Genomic DNA, 20,001 nt, shown 5'->3' on the forward strand with positions numbered 1-20,001 from the left:
CCGTTGACGGGGCGCGCGAAACAAGAACTCGCTGACTTGGTTCTCTCCTCCCCAAATGTCCCACCAGCGAGTCGACGACTCGGGCCCAGCCCGGGTCACCCTCGACGATTCAGCCGGCGGCTGATGCTCATCGCATCCTCCCTTGCAGCGTTCGCCATAGCCGGGGGCGTCACACTCAACATTCTCCCCGACACACCGGCATCAGCGGCGACCCCACCACTGCTCGTCACCGATCACATAGATGCTTCCGCGGAAGAAATTCTCGACGAGTCAGCAAAGTTGATGTTGCAGCGCGACCCGCCGCCGAACAGGATCCGGATGGAAACCTGGGTGCTGAACACCGAAATCGACGCCAACGGCACTATTATCTCCTCGTCCGTCGAACCGCGGCACGAAGAGATCACGTTCGTCGGCGACGGGAACGTACACGTCGTAGTTACCGTTGCGCCCCCATTCCCTGGACAAAAGACCGAGCATCTGGCCACGCCGGGGACGGTGCTGTCAGACGAGACGTTCGCACCTGGCGAATTTGACACTCCTTACCCCGAAGCAGTGCCGACTGAACCGACAGAGATCGCTGACTACCTCGCCACAGTGGCAGGAAGCGAACAGCCGCTAGGAGCTGGAGAGACGATCCAGGAGGTCTCCAGCATTCTCTCCAGCAACGTCCTCTCTCGAGACCAGGAGAGCGCGCTTCTCTCCTACGTCAGCGGTCTGCCTAATCTGGAGGTCGCGGGCCGCGTCACCGACCGCCTCGGACGTGACGGCATCGCCATCCGCGCCACAGACCGCGACCCCGGACACGTCGAAGACCTACTCATCATCTCGCCCCGCGCGGGCTCGATCACCGCAGCTGAGACCATCTACATCGGCAACGACCGTACGGACATTGCGTCACCATCTGTCATCCATTACGTAGCCTGGGACCGCTGACCGGTCTCGTCTTTCTCACAAGAAAGTGACCACGACATGCGAAGAGCATCTCGCCTTACCGCCACGCTCACCTTGACCTTGACCTTGATCTTGCTTCTTGCCCCGCAGAGCTCCTGGGCAGCAGGTCCGACAGACACATCGATGCAAGAACGCGTCGATGACGTAATCGAGGACTTCGGAGGCTCCCAAACCGGTTGGAACGAGGTTACCTGGGGCGAAGGCGCGATCGTGCTCACTCTCGATCCCACCGACACTGCGCCGGGCTCCACTCCCAGAGCAGCGACTGCGCGAGAGGTCTCCGCCAAATGCGCATCGGGACGCTACTGCGTCTACTCCGCAGCAGGGTTCCGGGGCAACAAACTCAGTTACGCGACCTGCCCTGCAACATATACCTCGTTCGCTGCGCTCCATGGGAAGGTGCGTTCCGTAAAGAACTCCCGCAGTTCCGGCACAGTGCTTGCCTACGCTGGTTCCCAGGTGAAGGCAACAGTCAAAGCAGGCAGAGGTGCCAGCAGCGTTTCCCGCATCACCAAGATCAGATGCTCCTGACAGCACATCGATTCCATGTGGCATCGACTGGGGAAAGTAAGTGCCCGCCGCACGAAGAAAGAGATCTTTGCGCGGCGGGCACTGTCGTCAGGCACGGCGTGGAGCCGTGACGAGGGCGGCTACAACCATCGAGATGATGAAAGATGTCCACGCCTCGCCCGTGAGGCCGAAGAAGTAGTGAATTCTCTCCAGCGCTCCGCTCACACGCATGGGCACCTGCTCGGCCACAGCATCACCGATCTCCCCGAGTAGAGCGTACGAGAGGATGAACACAACGGCCGCGAGGACCGCAGACCAGGCGACGCGACGAATCCGTCTCTCCCGTCCCCAGGTCGCGACCGCGACAACCACGACCATGACACCGGCAGCAACGACAGGCGGCCACCGGCTATCCGCCGGGACTTCCAGAAGCGCGGCGAACGCAAGGCTGTAAAGCGCCTGCGCGGCGAACCCGCCCACGAGCGCACCTCCCATGATTGCGCGACGCCGCAACATGACCTTAGATCCGTGCAGCCGATCAGTACTTTCCATAACCCACCATCTGCGCCTCGGGGCACAACCAACTCACCAGGCACGCGGCACTTGCGTACTTCCGCTGGTAGACAGTCTTCCACTTTCCACTGATCGAAGAAACGTACACCTCGTGATTCGGCATTTGACGATGACTGCCGGAAATGATGCTGTACGACCCGTTTTTGGTGATCGTGATCGTAAAAGCACCCTGAATCGAGTTGTACTTACAGAACGGGTTTCCCGCTTTTAGCCGGAAGCGAAGATCGACATCGGTCTTCGTTTTTCCGAGCTGCTTGATAGACATATCCTTTGTAGAAGCTGTCTTCGTAGCCACAAGCTTTCCCTTGGAGTTGTAAACCTTCGTTGCGCCGACGTTCTTGGAACTCCCGATGAGTCCCCGGCCGTCCCATCGAACGTTCGCGTTCATACTCGTGCGAGACGTGCCTGAACTGGCACCGAAGCCGCGGTTGTCCCCACCGAACTTGTAGCTGCTCCTATAGCTGCCGCAACCTGCCCGCGGTGCACTGAGCTTTGCTTGCGGAATGAACGTCCTGTATCTCACCGTCGATCCCGTATAAGCGGCCATTGCTTCAATCTGGGTGTTATGTTCCGCAGCCTCTGCTGCCAGGTCCGTCGAGTCAGGTACCACGACGTCGAACCCCTGGATCGTCACCTCGTCGTCGTGAAGAGGGGCTGCCCCTTCAGGAAGGATGGTCTCCACCCGATAATGATGGATTACGCCCGGGACCGCGTCCGAGTCGCGGAACGACCGCTCAGACGTTTCTGCGAGGAGTTCATCGTCGCGAAACACTGCATAGCTGCGTGACGCGTCGACACCCTCCCAGGAAAGATCAACGTGCTCCGTGTCCACCGCCGCGAGCGCTCCATGATCGGCGAGAGAAGCATCAACGATCACTGTCTCATCGCCCTTGAACGTGCCGAGCTGCACCCCATCGGTGATGTCAGCGTTCGGTGCCGCTCGACGCCCCAAATTCCCATCGGGTTCGGCACCATCGATGACAAGGTCACCGCTGGACAGCGCGTCGAGCGTGTACTCAGCGTCTTGACCGTTCGGACCTTCTGCATGCGCTGGCGCGACCATGCCCGCTACGAACACCCCCGCTGCGATCGCAGACGCACACGTCCACACAACTCGTCTTCGTGGTCTCATGGCTGTTCCACCTCCGGAGTCTCCTGGCGCGCGGGACTGTCCCACGCGCCCTCACTGGTCTTATTTGCCGACCTGCGCTCCGCGTTACACCCCGCCACGTCGACCACCACATCCCTGTCACGGCCACCCCTGCGACCTCCCAACCGCGGGCTGTGGCGTAGACACGACAGCCAGCCTCCTGCCGTTCCACTCCACGCTCGGTGCCCTCAGGGTCGTCACTGATCCTGACGTACACCACCGCCTGCAACGACGATGCTGATCCCGCAGCCTGTTCCTGCTCTTCGTGGCCCATGTCCTGGCTCCACCTTCCTACTCGTGTGAAAGGTAGGCGCGTTTACAGAACCTCGGCTAGCTCAGCGCTGCTCACGGCGCTTCCAATCAATCTCGACGACATCGGAGGCAGACTCAAGGGTGGTGCCTCGCCTGACGTATCCAACAGGGTGAATGATGACCGTCATGAGCGCCTCCACCACTGAACGCAGACGCGAGAGCGTTCACTCCTCATCGTTCCACCACGCACGGGCGTCCACGACTCCGACGAGTTCGGCGAGCGGATCGATGTCGACCAGCAGGAGCCCTTCACCCGAACAGCACCGACATGTCGTCGATGAGGGTGAGCACCACGGGAACAACGCCCAACAAGATAAACGCCGGCAGAATGCACGCACCCAGCGGAATCACCAGCTGCACTCCCAGTTTCGCCGCCGCCAGCCTCCGGCGCTGATGTTCAGCCCGACGCAGGTCGTAGGCCATAGCGGACAGCAGGCCGGCAAGTGCCGCACCGGTCTGGGCAGAGAAGCGGATGAGCACAATGACTTCGCTCAGATGCTGATCCTCAAAATCCGTCTGCCCCAGTTCAAGGGCCCGGCTCAGCGCACCCAGATTCGACCGGTCACCGCCAGCCGCAGCGGCCAAAGCCAACGCTCGCCCAATCGGCAAACCCGCGCGAAGACAGATGGCGGTGAGCTCAAGGTCGAAGGCGAGCGCCTCAACATCAGATTCGCCGGGGTCGCTCTTCTGCTCACGACTGAGCCCCAGCAGACCCTCCAACAAACCTGAGGACCTCTTTTCTTCGCCCGAGCCCGCGTTCTGCGTATCAGCGCCGGCTCGATCACCAAGGCCGACTCCGCCATCAAGCACCCGCTTGAGCCGCGCATCCGCATCCCCGATCCACAGCCACACGGCAGCAGCAATGAGAACCGCGGCAACCACTCCGGCCATCACAGTGCCCTCTTCAACATCCGGCGCATCCACAGTCGACCGACCACCAAAAGAACCGCCCCGCTGATGCACGACACGGCACCGGGAACGGAAGTCAGGAGTTCCACCGGATCAGCGCCGATGAGCACCGCCAGACCGAGTGACAGAAGCGGCAGCGCGGTGAGCACCTTCACGGTCGACTGGGGTCCGGCCAGCGCAATGGCCCGCTCGCGGGCTGAATCCGTCTGCATCCGCGCGGTCTTTGCAAACCGCTCGAGCAGATTTGCCGCAGGGGCTCCCGCAGATTCGGCGACGAACCACACCGACGCCATGTGAAGCAGAATGTCTTTCGACTGCGCGGGAAGACCTTCGGCCTGCGCGGAGATCGCCTGATGCGGAGCAGACCCAAGCTCAGCAGAACGCGCCGCCGTAGCCAAAGCTGCCTGCAGGTCCTCTGGCCCGGGCAGCTTCGACAGGTGTTCCAACACCGCCGCCGGTGCCGCGCCCACACGCAGCAGTTCCGCAGCCCGGTCAATGACGGCGATAGCGGCCGCCGCATGTTCGTCATCAGCTGCGTCCGACTTGCGGAACCGCCGCACCAGCCCCTGCAGACCATCATCCGCACGCGTCCGAGGCCCATCCGAATCATCGCGCGGCAGCAGCTTATTCAGCCGCCTTTCGGCGGGGTCCCACACCCACAGCCCGGCCGCCGCGGCGGCCAGCAGCGCAGCGAGCACGATCATGACCGCTCCCCCTGCTTCCGCCTCAACCAGTCCACGAAACCATCCCAACCGGCACCAGCCCCGTGTTCAACGCTCCACACTGTTGCCAAGTCCGCCGAGGTGCCGCCGGCTTCCGCCGCCACCTCACCAGAAGTCTGGGGTTCGGTAGGGGCAGTGTGCTCGGCGCTTGTGCGCGCGGCGATTTCGGCGAGTCTCCTGTGCCCGTCACGTCTGCGGGTGATGTGCAGGATGACATCAATTGCCGTCATCGACTGGGAGCGCACAGCCTCCGGGCTCATACCCGCAAGCGCCCCCAGTGCTTCAAGACGGGCAGGGACCGCCGACGCGGTATTCGCGTGAATAGTGGCACACCCGCCTTCGTGACCGGTGTTGAGCGCGGTGAGCATGTCGCGGACCTCAGCCCCTCGACACTCCCCGATGATCAGCCGGTCCGGCCGCATGCGCAGGGCATTGCGCACGAGGTCAGCCATTGACACTTCGCCCATGCCCTCGACGTTTGCCTGTCGGGCTGCCAGCTGAACCACGTGATCGTGGCGCACATTGAGTTCACGTGAGTCCTCAACGATGACAATGCGCTGGTCAGCCGGTATTTCCGCCAGAAGCGCGCCCAGCAGAACTGTTTTCCCGGAACCGGTTCCACCCGATATGAGGATGTTGGCCCGCACTTCCAGCAGCGCCAGAAGAACCTCGGCGATCTCAGCGGTAAGAAAAGCCCTTTCAATGAGTTCTGACAGTCGAAAGCCTTTGCTGCGGGGTACGCGAAACGACATCACGGTGTGCTCCCCTGCAAGCGGCGGGATGAGTGCATTGAGCCGCACTCCGTCGGGCAGGCGCACGTCAACCAGGGGCTGGGAGTCGTCCAGGCGCCTCCCGCCGAGTGCTGCCAAGCGCACCGCGAGAGCCCGCACATCATCTTCGGTTCCCAAGGACAGCGGCACGGGCACCAGCCCGCTTCCCCTGTCCACCCACACGTCCTGCGGGCTGTTGACGAAGACGTCCGTCGTTTCGGGCTCATCGAGCAGTGACTGCAGCGGACCTGCACCGCCCAGCTGAGCCGAGATCCGACTGACCAGCTCCAGAAGCTCAGCCGATCCGACCACCCGGCCACTGCGGGCGAGCGCGGTGGCAACAGATCCCGCTGTCACCGGCCCGGGGTTTTCCAGCAGGTGGGTTCTGACATCGCGGATGAGCTCCGCATCGAGCCATTGACCGTCAAGAGTCACAGCGAACCGCCTTCCACGATCTTTTCGGCCACACGCCCCACGTGGGTGCGTGCAATCGGCAGGCCTTCGCCGCGGTCAACGGCGGCCGCTGCCTGTGGGTCGTCCTTGATGACACCCACCAGCGGCAGTCCGATGGTGTCGGCGACGAGTTCAGGCCGAACACCGCCTCTGCCTGCGTCGCGCACAGCGATGCGCACGGCCGAATTGACCGCTTCCAGACGCCTGGCGACCCGCGATGCCGCAACCGCGGCGCGCACTCTGCCGGGCACCACCACGGTGAGTTCGCTGCACATGCGCGCCCACTGCACGGGCGCGTGCCGCGGTAAATCGACGACCACCAGCTCGAAGGCCTGCTGCGCCGCCATCATGACGGCCTCAAAGACTTCGGGTGTGAGCTCTTCTGTTCCCGTCCGATCCCACGACAGCACCGCCAGTCCCTCTGTGCGCGGCAGTGAATCCCGCAGAGTCGACGGTCGCAGTCTGCCGCGGGAAGCCGCCAGGCTGGGCCAGCGCAGACCGTCTTTGCCCTCTGCACCCAGCACGAGGTCGAGCCCACCTCCCAGCGGATCGGCATCAAGCAGCACCGTGTCGATTCCCTGCGCGGCGGCACTGCGAGCGACCGCGCAGGCGAGCACCGAGGTGCCCGCTCCCCCAACTCCGCCGACGAAACCCCACGTCTGCGCGGGCTCGGCCGGGGGTTCCACGGCGTTGATCATACGGATAGTCAGCCATTCCGCACCAGCGGGCAGCACAGCCACGGTGTCAGCCCCCAGCCGCGCAGCAGTCGCCCACACCGCGTTGGACTGCGTCAGGGTCACAAGGACGGTGGGCACATTGCCGACGTCCGGGGCTTCTGTGATGTCATCGCCGATCAGAACGAGTGCGGCATCCTGCCACCCGCCGTTTTCCGGCAGACGAATGTCGAGGCCCAGGCCGATGCCATCTGCCAGCGCGGCACAGTGGTCAATGAGGCTGGGCACTCGAGTGAAGAGCACTACACGAGGTCGATTCATGCCTCCACGATCGCGCCGTCTCTCAGCCCCGAACACCCTCAAAAACCCGCTGTGGACAAACGCTCCCCTATCCACAGACGGCAGCACCCAAGTCACAGACAAGGCCGAGGTGGAACTCCCCAGGAGTTCCACCTCGGCCTTTGTCGTGGGACGGCACGGCCGCCGACAGCTGCCGCGAACTCAGGTGCGCGGAATGCGGCCGGCCTGTACGCTCTGGCAGATCTGCACGCCCTCGCCGACGCCCTTTTCCACAGCCTCTGCGTTCATAGTGATCCAGCCGATCACGTCCCGACCGCTTGTGTAGGCAGCACCAGCCTCGCCGTAGCCTGCAGCATCAGACAGCAGCGCCGCTTCCGGCACCGCAACACCCGTCACATCAACGCCTGAGGACACCATGTGGATGCGAAACAGGGCGCGGGCAATGAGTCCGTTGCCGATCACAAACGGGCGCATCGCGAGGATCTCTCCGTGCAGAATGCACGCAACCACGAAACCGGGCAGGCTTTCGTCCTGCAGAAGCGCTTCGAGGTCGGCCAGGCGCTGCTGGACTTCGTCGGGGCTCGGAGCTGCGGGCAGTCCGCCCATGTCACCGGGTTCTTCGCCTGCTCGCCGAGGCCTGCCCAGCTGATCGTCCTCAGCCAGGCCCGCCCCGGCTGCCAGGCTCAGCCTGGCCAGGTGACCCATAAAGCCAGACCGCAGAGCGTCCGGGGTCTGCGACAGTTCGTCGGCGACGGCAGCCACCCGCACCGCGGCGCTCAGCTGCACACCCGACATGTCGTCGGTGACTTCACGCCCAGCGCCGATGACCTCGCGCACATAGTTCAGCGGGTACCGAGCACCCTCCAACGCTGCCGAGGTGCGCGCAGCCCTCACTGTCGCTTCTGCGCGACATTCCGCCATCCGCTTGCGCAGCGCGTTGTGCCAGCGCAGCTGCGTGCAGGCGGTGCGGACGCGCTCGACGGCCTCTTCGACCGCCGGGACCTGCGCCAATGCGCGCAGGGCCTGTGAAAGATCCGTCATCAGCCGCGCTCAACTCCATGGACGTTGCGCAGTTCGCCGATCCGACCGTCTTCGCTCTGCACCGTGAACGAATCACCGTTGTCCGCAACTGCCAGAATCCACTTTCCGGGCTCCAGCTGGAACGCCGGGTTGCCGGCTGGGTCAACGGCCACGCGCGGTTCCGGAACCGCAAACCAGAACGGGGTCTGCTGCGGCTGGGCTTGCTCGGACTGAGACGTGGGGAACGCCTGGAACAGCTGGGTCTCTTCCTGAACGGGCTCTTCCCGTTCCGGCTGGGGCTGCTCCTGCCTGCCCTCGTCTGCCGAGGCGCCGCTGAGCTCGGTCGTGGCCTGCCGGCGAGTGCAGTCTTCCGAAGCGGTCAGATCGGATTCGCGGCCGTAGTGCTTCTCCGCGTCGCTTCCGGTGGAGTCGGCGGTGGTGGAAAGACCCGCAGCCTCCGAGTGGGAAGTTTCCTCATCAGAAGGCGAGACCGGGTCTTCGGGAACGGGCGTGAAGTCTGCCGACTGCGACTGCACACTGCTGGCTGACGGCTGCGAATACGCCCCGATGTGTCCTGTACCGGCGTGTGAGCCACGCGCGGCGTCACTCGGGTTCGGCTCCTGCTGAGCGGGCGCAGATTCAGCGGGTGCGGGCTGAGCGAAACCGGGGTGTGCCGGTCCGCTCTGTGCCTGCACGTGCTGGCCGGAGCCGGGCCACTCTTGGCTCTGCTGGGCAAAACCGGGCTGGGCCGGTCCGCCCTGAACCTGACCGTTCTGAGCAGGGGCACCCGGTACAGGTCCGGGCTGACCGGGCCCCGGCTGTGCAAAGCCGGGGTGCACGGCGGGGGCCTGCACTGGGGCGCGGCGCACAGGGCGGGCCTTCGGGTGTGCGGGCACGGATACGCGCGCTGCGAACTCAGTGGCGCCAAGCGCCGGAATTGTGGTGAACAGAGCGGCAAATGCAGCAAGTGCCGAACCGATCAGGCCCACAAAAGCACCCCACGAGGGCATGACGAACTCGAACAGGTGGATGAACGCAACAAAGTGAACTGCAGCGCCGGTCACGGCGAGGGCCGTAATGAACTGATCGGGGCTGAACGACCCGATGCGCTGAGGGAACGAGCGAACAGTCTTGTTGAGAACACCAATGAGAGCAGCGGCCAAAACCGGCAGAACACCCAGCAGCAGTACGCCCGAACCGTACAGGCTGTACGCCCACAACCAGTCGTAGCTGCCAGCAGAGAGCGAGTCCCCTCCCCACTTGTACTGCGGCAGGAAAACGGACACGAAAACCAGAAAACCACCCGAGGCCAGCAGGATTTCGCGAAGCCCAAACGCGGAAGGCTGTTTGGGCGCTTGAGGCTGTCCGAAGCTTCCGGCGCCGCTGGCGGCAGAACCGCCGACTGTGCCGGGAGCGGATGCGTTCGCTGCTCCGGGTGCTGCGCCGGCGGGCGGGTTCTGGCTGAAGGCCGGCTGGCTCGCACCGTAGGGCTGGCCCTGACTGAAGGCCTGCTGATTTGCAGACGGGCTCGCACCGTACGGCTGGCCCTGGCTGAAGGCCGGCTGATTTGCGGCCGGGTTCGCACCGTAAGGCGGGTTCTGGCTGAAGGCCTGCTGTGCGGCCTGAGGATCCTGCGGACTGTTGTGGGGCCCGGGCTGCGAGAAGCCGCCAGCGTAAGGCTGCTGGTCGCCCGATGGACTGCTCATTGCTCAATGACTCCTTAATCGGCGGATGAAGGGCAAGCCTGAAGATCAGGCGGACCCCATCAGTGCACACCGGCTATGTTTTCACACGGCGGTACGAACGTGAACTGCAGAAGACACAGTGGATTCTTTGAAGAAACAGCGAGAAACAAACCTCTTTCGCACAGGGCGCGTCCGGCGTTAGTGTGAAGAACACAGCGGCCCGTGTGCGCAAAGAAGCTCACGAGGGTCGGAACACACATACGAAACGAGGATGTTTTGGCAGACGAAAACACACAGAGCCTTTTGCAAGAAGACCGCACTTTCGCTCCCCCGCAGGCGTTCGCGGAGCAGGCCAATGGAACTGAGGAACTCTACCGACGTGCAGAAGCCGATCGCCTGGGCTTCTGGGCTGACCAGGCACGTGAGCTCGTTTCGTGGCACAAAGACTTCACGGAAGTCCTCGACTGGACCAACCCTCCTTTTGCCAAGTGGTTCCAGGACGGCGAACTCAATGTGGCCTACAACTGTGTGGACCGGCACGTTGAGGCCGGCAACGGCGACCGCGTGGCCCTGCACTTCGTGGGCGAACCCGGAGACACCCAGGACATCACGTACGCGGAGCTGTCGCGCCGCGTCAACCAGACGGCCAACGCTCTGACAGAACTGGGAGTCAGCCGCGGTGACCGCGTGGCCATCTACATGCCGATGATCCCCGAAGCGGTCATCTCGATGCTCGCCTGCGCTCGTCTGGGTGCTGCGCACTCCGTGGTGTTCGGCGGTTTCAGCCCCGATGCCCTGCACTCGCGCATCATGGACGCTCAGGCAGAAGTCGTCATCACAGCCGACGGCGGTTATCGCCGCGGCAAGCCCAGCGACCTCAAGGCCACGGTCGACGAAGCCCTGGCCCACGGTGACACCCCGGTCCGCCACGTGCTCGTCGCGCAGCGAACCGGCGAAGACGCCCACATGGTCGAAGGCCGCGACCAGTACTTCCACGATGTCGTCGACCGCCAGTCCACCGAACACTCCCCCGAGTTCTTCCCAGCCGAACAGCCGCTGTTCATCCTCTACACCTCGGGAACCACCGGAAAGCCGAAGGGCATCCTCCACACCTCCGGCGGCTACCTGACCCAGGCGGCGTACACCATGAAATACGTGTTCGATGCCAAACCGGAAACCGATGTCTTCTGGTGCACCGCGGACGTCGGCTGGATCACCGGACACACCTACATCGCCTACGGGCCACTGGCCATGGGCATGACAGAGGTCATCTACGAGGGCACCCCGGACACCCCGCACCAGGGCCGCTGGTGGGAGATCGTCGAAAAGCACGGTGTCACCCAGCTGTACGCCGCCCCCACCGCCATCCGCACGTTCATGAAATGGGGCGAGGAGATCCCGGCGAAGTACGACCTTTCGTCGCTGCGCCTGCTGGGCTCGGTGGGCGAACCCATCAACCCGGAGGCCTGGATGTGGTACCACCGGGTGGTCGGTGGCGAGAAGTGCCCAATCGTCGACACGTGGTGGCAGACCGAAAACGGTGCGAACATGATCGCGCCCCTGCCCGGCGTTGTCTCCACCAAACCCGGTTCGGCGCAGCGCCCGCTGCCGGGAATCAGCGTCGACGTCGTCGACGACAAAGGTGAGCACATCGGGAAGAACCAGGCCGGCTACCTCGTCATCACAGAACCGTGGCCGTCGATGCTGCGCGGTGTCTACGGCGATGACCAGCGCTACAAGGACACGTACTGGTCGCGCTTTGAAAACATGTACTTCGCCGGTGATGGTGCGCGGTTCGATGACGATGGCGACATTTGGTTCCTCGGCCGCGTCGACGACGTCATGAACGTATCCGGCCACCGCTTGTCGACCGCGGAAATCGAATCGGCTCTGGTGTCCCACGACGCTGTTGCCGAAGCCGCTGTCGTCGGCGCGGACGACCCCACGTCCGGGCAGGCGGTCATGGCGTTTGTCATCACACGCGGTGATTTTGCCGACGGCGACGGAGCAGAAGAACAGCTGCGCCAGCACGTGGGCCGCGAAATCGGCCCGATTGCCAAGCCCAAGCGCATCTACTTCGTTGACGATCTGCCCAAGACCCGCTCCGGCAAGATCGTCCGCCGGCTGCTGAAGAACCTCGCCGAACGCAAAGACGGCGGGGACTCCTCGACGCTGGCTGATGCTTCCGTCATGACGAGCATCCAGGCGGCCGTTGATCGCGCGCACAACTCCTGAGTGAGCCCTTTCGTTGGTGCTGATGAACAGTTCCCACTAGTATCGTGACAAAGGCCTGCATTTCTAGGAGGACAACGCCCCATGTCTGATCGTTCCATTGCGCAAATCGTGCGGGACATTTCTGCCGACACGAAGGCTCTGGCAGAAGAAGAAGCCGCACTGGCCAAGCAGGAGATCAAAGAGGGTTCCGTCAAGCTCGGCACCGCCATCGGTCTGACGGTCGTCGGCCTGGGCATCCTCATCATGTCCCTGTTCGTCCTCACCGCGTTCTTCGTCGCGATCTTCCACGACTTCGCCGGTTGGGGCTGGTGGGCGAGCACGCTCATCGTGTTCGGCATCTACGTGGTGATCGCTTCGATCCTCGTGGCGATTGCGGTGCCGCTGTTCAAGAAGGGCAACCCCACGCCGACTCGCGCCATTGACCGCGGCAAGTCGGTCATCGCGGCGGTCAAGACCGCACTGACCAACCCATCGGGTCCGCGCGTGTGAATCTCTGAACCCCAAACACAAGAGGGGCCAGTCCGTCTGGACTGGCCCCTCTTGTCGTTTTCGGTTCTTCATGCCCGGGGAGCTCAAACATCCTCCCGAGGTGGAGGTCAGGTGGGTTCACATGTCGATGTGCAGACGATTGGACCGGTCCCACTCCCGCGACCAGCCAAGCGCCTCGAACGCGCTGTCGAGAAGCCCCGCAGTGAACCCCCAGGACCGCAGCACGCCCGCATCGAAAACCGGCGAATGCCACCCGGTTTTCGGCACCTGAAAAACTCCGCGGTTGTCCGGTGCCACAAGGTCGGCCACGGGGACCCGGTACACGGACGACGATTCCGCCTGGTCCACGGCCCGCAGCGACTGCAGACCATCCCACGAGGCGATCACGGGCGTCACACTGTGCCGACTGACGGGAACCCACAGCGAAGGCCACGTGCCGATGACGTCCACACGACCCGGGTCAACTCCCGTCTCTTCCTGTGCTTCTCGCAGAGCGGCATCAATCGCGGTTGCGTCCTCGGGGTCTTTGCGCCCACCCGGGAACGCCACCTGGCCGGGATGATTGCGCAGAGTTTCGGCCCGTTTGAGCAGCACGACATCGACGTCGCCGAAATCCCCCAAACGGTCCTGTTCGCGCAGACCCGCTTCGGTACGCGGCTGTGTACCGCGGCCGAACAGCATGAGGACAGCCGCCAGGCGCACAGAATCGTCCTGTTTCGGCCTGCGGTGATGAATCCAGTGATCGGAAATATCCGACTGCGCCAGACCGCTGAGGGCTTCCACCAGGCGATCATCGCTCACAGCCGCCACCCGCCTTCCGGAACCTGCAGGCCGTAGGCGAGCTTCGCCTCGGCCTCGGCAGGGTCAAGCGGACCGGTGCCGAAACTCGGACACAGGCGGGCAATCGGGCACACACCGCAGGCGGGCCCGCGCGCGTGGCAGATGCGCCGACCCAAGAAGATCAGCCGATGCGACACCATCGTCAGATCGGACTTCCTGTACAGCGGAAGCAGATCAGCTTCGACCTTGTCGGGATTGTCTTCGGTCGTAAACCCCAGCCGTCTGGCCAAACGCCCCACGTGAGTGTCAATCGTCAGTCCCGGAGTAGAAAAGGCATTGCCGAGCACCACGTTTGCAGTCTTCACCCCAACCCCGGGAAGGCGAACCAGCGCAGCCTGGTCGGCAGGCACCTCGCCCCCGTGATCCTCGACCAGCTGCTGGGCTAAGGCGATGATGTTCTTCGCCTTCGACCGGTAGAAGCCCGTGGGCCGGACAATCTCCTCGACGTCTTCCAGCCGAGCCTGCGCGAGCGCCGTTGCATCCGGATAAGCCGCAAAGAGCTCCGGGGTCACCTGATTGACCCGAATATCCGTAGTCTGCGCAGACAGGACCGTCGCAATCAGCAGTTCAAACGCATTGCGAAAATCAAGCTCCGCACGCGCATCGGGAAACACCTTCTGCAGCATCCGGTCGATCTTGCGCGCCCTGCGGACCCTGCCCAACTGAGTTTCCTCGGCAAAGCGACGCTGACTGCGCTCAAGCATGCTCTTCTGCGCCACACACACTCCTTTATCTGCTGGTCAGCATAGAACACGGACCCGTGCCACACCCGGTGAGCATTGCTAGGATTGAGCTGAATCACATTGCGGCAGAAGTTGACTGGGCCGAAGAACCGCGTCCCAACGTCGCAGAACAGCAACCTGGAGGTACAGACGTGGATATCGAAGTAGTCCGCAGCGCGACCCTGTTCGCAGGACTCGATGACGAATCGACGAACGCCCTTGTCAAGTACATGAAACCGCGCAGCCTGCGCCGTGCCGCCGTCCTCTTCCACGAAGGAGACTCCGGCGACGAGCTCTACATCGTATCCTCCGGCAAGCTCAAGGTCGGCCGCGAATCCGACGACGGCCGCGAAAGCCTCCTGTCGGTCGTCGGCCCCGGCGAAATCATCGGCGAACTCGCGCTCTTCGACCCGGGCCCACGCTCCTCGACCGTCACCGCTGTCAGCCAGACCGAACTGCTCAGCCTCAAGCACGAAGACCTCATGGCCTGGCTGGAAGGCCGCCCGCGGGCCGCAATGAACCTGCTGCGCGCACTCGCCCAGCGTCTGCGCCGCACCAACGAAACCGTCGGCGACCTCGTGTTCTCCGATGTTCCCGGCCGTGTCGCCAAGGCACTCCTGGACCTCAACCGCCGCTTCGGTCGTCCCGCACCGGACGGCAGCCTGGTGCAGCACGACCTCACGCAGGAAGAACTCGCCCAGCTTGTCGGCGCATCGCGTGAAACCGTCAACAAGGCTCTGGCTGACTTCGCACAGCGCGGCTGGATCCGCCTGGAAGCACGCGCTGTCGTCATCCTCGACATGGATCGCCTGCACAACCGCGCACACTGATCCACCAGCCGCCGGCTCTGCCGGTGAAGGTTGAAAACGCTGAAGGCCCGCCCAGACAAACTGGGCGGGCCTTCAGTGCCCTCTGGCACTGCTTGCTGTGAAAGCGACTCAGCCGCGGCAGCTCAGCCGTGCTTCTGCACGTATTCCAGCTGAGCGGCCACAATCGTATTGACGGTCTCCCGCATATTCTGCGGTGCCGTGGCATACACGGTCCGGCCCACCTTCTCAGTCAGTTCGTGCTCAGGTGAGATTTCGACCCCGGTGAGCTCCGCCTCGTGCTCCTTGAGAGCCGCACGCACTTCGTCCAGCCGATCGCGGCGGTGGGCAATGTAGTAGTCCAGAACCTCGCCCGGGTCCGTGATGGCGTCCCCGTGCGCAGGCTGGATCTCGGTGACAAGCCCCTCGTCCACCATGCTGCGCAGGCGCGTGAGCGAATCCAGGTACTTTTCGACCGAACCGTCACCGTGCATGATGACGGTTGTTCCGCGCCCCAACACGGTGTCACCGGAGAACAGCACACTGCCGAACAGCACGCTGATCGAATCGAGCGTGTGCCCCGGCGTTGGGATCAGCTGGATGCGGTCGTCCTCCGCTGGACCGAACTCGAGGACCGCATCGTCTCCGTGCAGATCGTCGTGCTCCAGTGCGGGAACGAAGCGCGCGAACCTGCTGTCAACAGCAAAAACAGGTGTCTGCGGCGCCCAGTCATCGACCGTCTTCAGCAGGTCTGAATGATCCCAGTGGTGGTGGGTGAGCACAATGCCTCGCAGCTCCCGGTCCCCCACGAGCTCGCCCAGTTCCTGCAGGTGCGCTTCGAGTTCAGGGCCGGGGTCGATGATGACGGCGGCTGTGTCATCCGCCGTGAACAGCACATAGGAGTTCGTGCCGTCCAGCGTCATGGGGCTGGGGTTGTCTGCTGTGCGGCGAACAAAACGAGGTGCCGCCTGCTGGTCTGGTGTCGTCATTCTTCTTCTGGTGGTTCGCTTTCTGATTCCGACAGCGTTGTCGGATCTTCTTCTTCACTTTCAGTTGTCAGCTGAGACAGTTCGTCAATTGCGTGGTCGGTCTGGTTGTCAATGCTGATGTACCAGTCGCCCTTGTGCTGCAGGACTGTCGGCTGCAGGGGCCTGAGGTCGCGAATCTTCAGCATACTTGCGGCCGCGCTTGGGACAGTGCGCAGGGATTCCAGCACGAGGCGCGTTGCCACGCTGATGAACTGGGCTGAGGCGCCTTGGCCCTCTTCCCACACATCGACGGCACCCAGGATTTCCTGTGGGGTCATCCATCCGCCCCACGACTGGTTGATTGATACGAAGTCCACGTGCTGGCCGGGTGGGACCACGCACACGAAGTACACGGTGTCGTAGCGGCGCAGCTGCCACGAGGTGTTGACCCACCGCATCCACGGTTTGAGGAGGTCGGGCCGGAACTCAACGTCACGGCTGCGCAGCACCGCGGGAAAGGACACACGGTGATCGCGCAGCTTCTTCCCCGCGGTGTGGAGGAACTGCGGTTCGATGTCGGTTACTACACGCAGGTCGTGTCCCTCAGCCAAGGTGATGCCCATGTTCTGCAGGGCCAGCCGGCCGGCAGCGGAGAAAAACGCAACAGCGCGGCCGGAACGGTTCAAGCGCAGAGCCCTGGCGCAGCGCTCTGATGTCCAATCGCCCATTGAAAGCTGGCGAGAATCCTCCGGGCGGACCACGCTGAAGGGGAACGAAAACCTGTTGCGGTCACTGACGCCGCGCTGGTCGGCCTGCCGAGTGATGAACACCTCGAGTCCCTTCTCGGTGTCACGCACCAGCACGAGGCTGACCGCCCTGCGCGGATAGTCGGGGTTGGGCTGTGTGTCAGCGGAGCGGAAAAGCTCGATGGTGCGCACCAGTTCGCTGGAGGCGCGAATCAGGCGGGTGGGTCTGTTCGACCCCCCCGCCTGAAGACTCGGCGCAGACTTCTGCGCCGGCTGAGCGTCAGTCGCGGACGCGGAAGATGAATTCAATCTCGACGCAGGTGCCCTTGGGCAGGGCGTTGGTGCCCAGTGCCGAGCGTGCGTGCTGACCGGCTTCGCCGAAGATGTCGGCGAGGAAGTCCGATGCGCCGTTGATGACTTCGGGCTGCTGCTTGAAGTCATCGGTGCTGGTCACGAAACCGTTGACCTTGACCACGCGTTCGATCTTGTCGAGGTCGCCGATGACGCTCTTGGCTGCGGCGAGTGCGTTGAGCACCGAGTAGCGGGCGGATTCCTGGGCCTGTTCGACGGTCACGTTGTCGCCGAGGCGGCCGGGGTTGGCAAGTTCGCCGTCGCGGAACGGCAGCTGGCCCGAGGTGAATACGAGGTCACCCGACTTCACTGCGGGCAGGTAGGAGCCGGCGGGCGCTGCGAGCTGCGGCAGCGGGAAGCCGAGTTCATTGAGGCGGTCTTCGATCTTCGACATATCAGCCTTTCGGACGCTTCATGTAGGCAACGAGTCCCCCGTTGCCCTGGGGACCTTCCACTACCTGGACGAGTTCGTAGCCGTCCTCACCCCACAGATCGAGGATCTGTTTGGTGTTGTGGATCATGAGGGGCACGGTGACGTACTCCCACTTCTGCATTTTCTCCCCTTTCGGTGGACGGGTTCAATTGTACGAGCCGCAGGTGCTGCCGGCACGGTGCGCGTCATAGACGCGACGGGCGCGTGTCAGTCGTCATCTTCGTCGCTCTTCGGCTTCTTCGCGCTGTTTCCAACAGGGCCGCCGATGCCCTTGTTGTCCTTGACGATCTTGACCGCCTGGTTCATGTACCTCTGCCACGTGGCACCGGAGTAGGTGGCACCGTAGACACGGCCGCGAACAACGCCCTTGCCGTTCTTGCGCCAGTCGCGCGAACCGTTTGGGTCGCCGGTCCACACGGCTGTCGACATATTGGAGGTGAAGCCCGCAAGCCACGTGGATCCGACCTCGAAGTTGGTGGTACCGGTCTTCGCTCCGGCAGGAGCGCCGATCTTCAACCGCGTGGTGGTACCGCCGTTGAAGGTCTGCGACAGTGCGTAGGCCACGTTCTGAGCAACGTCTTCATCGAGTGCACGGTGGCAGTCGGAGTCCGGGATTTTGACTTTCTTGCCCTCGCCGTCCGTGATCTCCTCGATGGGAGTGGGCTGGCACAGCATGCCGCCGGAGGCAAACACAGAATAGGCGTTTGCCATGTCGATGGGTGCAACCTGCACAATGCCGAGAACCGAGGACGGCAGGAGCGCTTCGACAACACCCAGCTGTTCGTGGACGGTTTCCAGCGACTGACCGTTGCCGTACTTGATGCCAAGAGCTTCGGCAGTCTTCATGATGCCGCACATGTTGAGCTGGTTGGCCATTGCAGCGTAGGCGGTGTTGACCGAGTTCTTCGTGGCCGCCAGTGCGGTCATCTTCTGGGTAACGCGGGAGTCACCGGCGTTGTTCGGCGACCAGTTGGAGCCGTAGCTGTCACAGCCGTCATACCGCCATGAGCCCGCCGAGAAGGTGCGCTTTGTGGCGTCGACAGAGCCGTTGAGGCTGTGGCCTTCTTTCAGCCATTCAGCCAGCACGAACGGCTTCCACGTTGAGCCCACCTGGAAGCCGTTTGCCCCGTTGTAGGCCTTCTGCACGTTGTAGTTGATCGCGGTGTCTTTGTTCTTCTTGCCCTCCGTGACGGAGTAGTTGCGGTTCTGCGTCATGGCAAGGACTTTCCCGGTGCCCGGTTCGACCGTCACGATCGAATGGCCTGCACCCGAAGGATCGCCGATTGGAACGCGCTTCTTGACCTCCTTGAAAGCGGCTTTCTGCAGCTTGGGGTTGATGGTCGTCTTGATGGTCAGACCACCGCGCTGCAGGAGGTTGCGTCGTTCGTCCTTGGTCTTGCCGAAGGCCTCGTTGTTTTCGATGTAGGCCTGCACGTAGTCGCAGAAGAAGCCCATGTCACCTGCACCCATGCAGCCGTTAGACATCTTGGTGACCTTGAGGTCAAGGCCTGATTTTTTGGCTTCTTCGTATTCTTCGTCAGAGATTTTGCCCAGCTGGTGCATGCGGGCAAGCACCACGTTGCGACGATCCAGCGCGTTTTCCGGGAAACGTTCGGGGTTGTATGCGCTTGGGTTCTTCACAATGCCGGCCAGGGTTGCGGCCTGAGCGTAGTTGAGTTTGGAAGCCGGAATCGACCAGTAGTGCTGCGCAGCCGCTTCGACACCGTAGACATTCGGGGAGCCCGAATAGTTGTTGATGTTCATGTAGCGGTTGAGGATCTCTTTTTTGTCGTACTTCTTTTCGACCGCCACTGCCAGCTTCGCTTCGCGGAGCTTACGGGCGTAGCCCGCCATACCGGAAGCTTCCTTGGCCGCCTGTACGCCTTCTTCGTCAGCATCCGCGTGCGCGTTTTCTGCCAGCACGTTCTTCACGTACTGCTGGGTCAGCGTCGATCCGCCCTGTTTGGAGGAGGACACAAGGTTGTGCACGAGAGCACGGCCGATGCCCTGGAAGTCAACACCGCCGTGTTCAAAGAAACGGTAGTCCTCGATGGCCACCGTGGCTTCCTGCATGGGCTCAGAGATCTTGTCCAGCGGAACTTCTTTGCGGTTGAGCCAGTAGAAGCTCGCAATCTGCTTGCCGTCTGCGTCAAGCATGCGCGACTGTTCGGCCAACGGCCTTTCGTCGAGCTGCGCGGGCAGGGCGTTGAATATCTTGAGGGCGTTGTTCGCACCGATGGATGCCACACCCACGGATGGGATTGCAAGACCTGCCCCGACGATTCCGGCAACGACGCTGACGGCAATGAACTGCATCCATGCCGTGAAAGTCGATGCCGCAGACGCTGATTCTGAAGACACCATGCCCAATATCGTACAGGC

Annotated in this window: 20 protein-coding genes; 5 read left to right on the forward strand and 15 right to left on the reverse strand. The window is 63.0% G+C overall.

The window, feature by feature from the left end; genetic code table 11:
* Positions 1-123 precede the first annotated feature (123 nt).
* A complete protein-coding gene (locus tag HMPREF3092_RS04620) occupies positions 124-933 on the forward strand; it encodes a hypothetical protein (RefSeq protein ID WP_019174481.1) in 810 nt (269 codons plus the stop codon).
* 141 nt (positions 934-1,074) lie between these two features.
* Positions 1,075-1,482, forward strand: a complete 408-nt coding sequence (locus HMPREF3092_RS11600; protein WP_162131021.1) for a peptidase inhibitor family I36 protein — start codon at positions 1,075-1,077, stop codon at positions 1,480-1,482.
* A gap of 87 nt (positions 1,483-1,569) precedes the next feature.
* Here the strand turns inward: HMPREF3092_RS11600 and HMPREF3092_RS04630 are convergent, their stop codons facing one another.
* From HMPREF3092_RS04630 to HMPREF3092_RS04665, 8 genes are all read right to left on the reverse strand, one after another.
* Positions 1,570-2,013: a hypothetical protein gene (locus HMPREF3092_RS04630; RefSeq protein WP_231863257.1), complete on the reverse strand. Its 444-nt coding sequence runs from the start codon at positions 2,011-2,013 to the stop codon at positions 1,570-1,572.
* The gene (locus tag HMPREF3092_RS04635) at positions 2,000-3,097 is read right to left on the reverse strand and encodes a DUF3238 domain-containing protein (RefSeq protein ID WP_231863256.1); all 1,098 of its coding nucleotides are present in this window, start codon (positions 3,095-3,097) and stop codon (positions 2,000-2,002) included. Before HMPREF3092_RS04635 ends, HMPREF3092_RS04630 begins: the two co-directional genes overlap by 14 nt.
* 648 nt (positions 3,098-3,745) lie before the next feature.
* On the reverse strand, positions 3,746-4,387 hold the full coding sequence (locus HMPREF3092_RS04640) for a type II secretion system F family protein (RefSeq protein WP_019174477.1): 642 nt from the start codon (positions 4,385-4,387) through the stop codon (positions 3,746-3,748).
* Positions 4,387-5,109: a type II secretion system F family protein gene (locus HMPREF3092_RS04645; RefSeq protein WP_070423995.1), complete on the reverse strand. Its 723-nt coding sequence runs from the start codon at positions 5,107-5,109 to the stop codon at positions 4,387-4,389. The genes HMPREF3092_RS04640 and HMPREF3092_RS04645 overlap by 1 nt, the downstream gene beginning before the upstream one ends.
* Positions 5,106-6,332, reverse strand: a complete 1,227-nt coding sequence (locus HMPREF3092_RS04650; protein WP_070423996.1) for a TadA family conjugal transfer-associated ATPase — start codon at positions 6,330-6,332, stop codon at positions 5,106-5,108. The genes HMPREF3092_RS04645 and HMPREF3092_RS04650 overlap by 4 nt, the downstream gene beginning before the upstream one ends.
* Positions 6,329-7,345 carry a septum site-determining protein Ssd gene (ssd, locus tag HMPREF3092_RS04655; RefSeq protein WP_070423997.1) on the reverse strand — a complete coding sequence of 339 codons (1,017 nt, stop codon included), beginning with the start codon at positions 7,343-7,345 and terminating at the stop codon, positions 6,329-6,331. The genes HMPREF3092_RS04650 and ssd overlap by 4 nt, the downstream gene beginning before the upstream one ends.
* 180 nt (positions 7,346-7,525) lie before the next feature.
* Complete coding sequence (locus HMPREF3092_RS04660) at positions 7,526-8,365, reverse strand: Fic family protein (RefSeq protein WP_019174473.1); 840 nt, start codon at positions 8,363-8,365, stop codon at positions 7,526-7,528.
* The gene (locus HMPREF3092_RS04665) at positions 8,365-10,050 is read right to left on the reverse strand and encodes a hypothetical protein (RefSeq protein ID WP_070423998.1); all 1,686 of its coding nucleotides are present in this window, start codon (positions 10,048-10,050) and stop codon (positions 8,365-8,367) included. The genes HMPREF3092_RS04660 and HMPREF3092_RS04665 overlap by 1 nt, the downstream gene beginning before the upstream one ends.
* Before the next feature lie 255 nt (positions 10,051-10,305).
* Between HMPREF3092_RS04665 and acs the strand changes: the two genes are divergently transcribed.
* The gene (gene acs, locus HMPREF3092_RS04670; protein WP_070423999.1) at positions 10,306-12,264 is read left to right on the forward strand and encodes an acetate--CoA ligase; all 1,959 of its coding nucleotides are present in this window, start codon (positions 10,306-10,308) and stop codon (positions 12,262-12,264) included.
* Positions 12,265-12,345: 81 nt separating this feature from the next.
* Positions 12,346-12,753, forward strand: coding sequence for a phage holin family protein (locus tag HMPREF3092_RS04675; RefSeq protein WP_061940936.1), 408 nt, complete (start codon positions 12,346-12,348; stop codon positions 12,751-12,753).
* 117 nt (positions 12,754-12,870) lie between these two features.
* Here the strand turns inward: HMPREF3092_RS04675 and HMPREF3092_RS04680 are convergent, their stop codons facing one another.
* Entirely contained in the window at positions 12,871-13,554 is a 684-nt protein-coding gene (locus tag HMPREF3092_RS04680; protein WP_256174378.1) for an NUDIX hydrolase, read from the reverse strand.
* A complete protein-coding gene (nth, locus tag HMPREF3092_RS04685) occupies positions 13,551-14,297 on the reverse strand; it encodes an endonuclease III (protein ID WP_070424019.1) in 747 nt (248 codons plus the stop codon). Before nth ends, HMPREF3092_RS04680 begins: the two co-directional genes overlap by 4 nt.
* Before the next feature lie 170 nt (positions 14,298-14,467).
* Between nth and HMPREF3092_RS04690 the strand changes: the two genes are divergently transcribed.
* The gene (locus HMPREF3092_RS04690) at positions 14,468-15,145 is read left to right on the forward strand and encodes a Crp/Fnr family transcriptional regulator (protein WP_026022688.1); all 678 of its coding nucleotides are present in this window, start codon (positions 14,468-14,470) and stop codon (positions 15,143-15,145) included.
* Positions 15,146-15,267: 122 nt separating this feature from the next.
* On the opposite strand, the gene HMPREF3092_RS04695 is transcribed toward HMPREF3092_RS04690, so the two are convergent.
* The 5 genes from HMPREF3092_RS04695 to HMPREF3092_RS04710 all read right to left on the reverse strand — a co-directional run bounded on the left by HMPREF3092_RS04695 (position 15,268) and on the right by HMPREF3092_RS04710 (position 19,983).
* Entirely contained in the window at positions 15,268-16,110 is an 843-nt protein-coding gene (locus HMPREF3092_RS04695) for an MBL fold metallo-hydrolase (RefSeq protein WP_070424001.1), read from the reverse strand.
* Entirely contained in the window at positions 16,107-17,027 is a 921-nt protein-coding gene (locus HMPREF3092_RS04700; protein WP_019174465.1) for an NUDIX hydrolase, read from the reverse strand. The genes HMPREF3092_RS04695 and HMPREF3092_RS04700 overlap by 4 nt, the downstream gene beginning before the upstream one ends.
* 88 nt (positions 17,028-17,115) lie before the next feature.
* Positions 17,116-17,580: a RidA family protein gene (locus HMPREF3092_RS04705; protein WP_019174464.1), complete on the reverse strand. Its 465-nt coding sequence runs from the start codon at positions 17,578-17,580 to the stop codon at positions 17,116-17,118.
* Between the two features lies 1 nt (position 17,581).
* A complete protein-coding gene (locus HMPREF3092_RS11315; protein ID WP_019174463.1) occupies positions 17,582-17,740 on the reverse strand; it encodes a Sp36 family protein in 159 nt (52 codons plus the stop codon).
* Between the two features lie 86 nt (positions 17,741-17,826).
* On the reverse strand, positions 17,827-19,983 hold the full coding sequence (locus HMPREF3092_RS04710) for a transglycosylase domain-containing protein (RefSeq protein WP_256174379.1): 2,157 nt from the start codon (positions 19,981-19,983) through the stop codon (positions 17,827-17,829).
* Positions 19,984-20,001: the final 18 nt, after the last annotated feature.

Origin of the sequence: Brevibacterium sp. HMSC24B04 (genome assembly GCF_001806835.1) — a bacterium.
Taxonomy (GTDB): Bacteria; Actinomycetota; Actinomycetes; order Actinomycetales; family Brevibacteriaceae; genus Brevibacterium; species Brevibacterium ravenspurgense.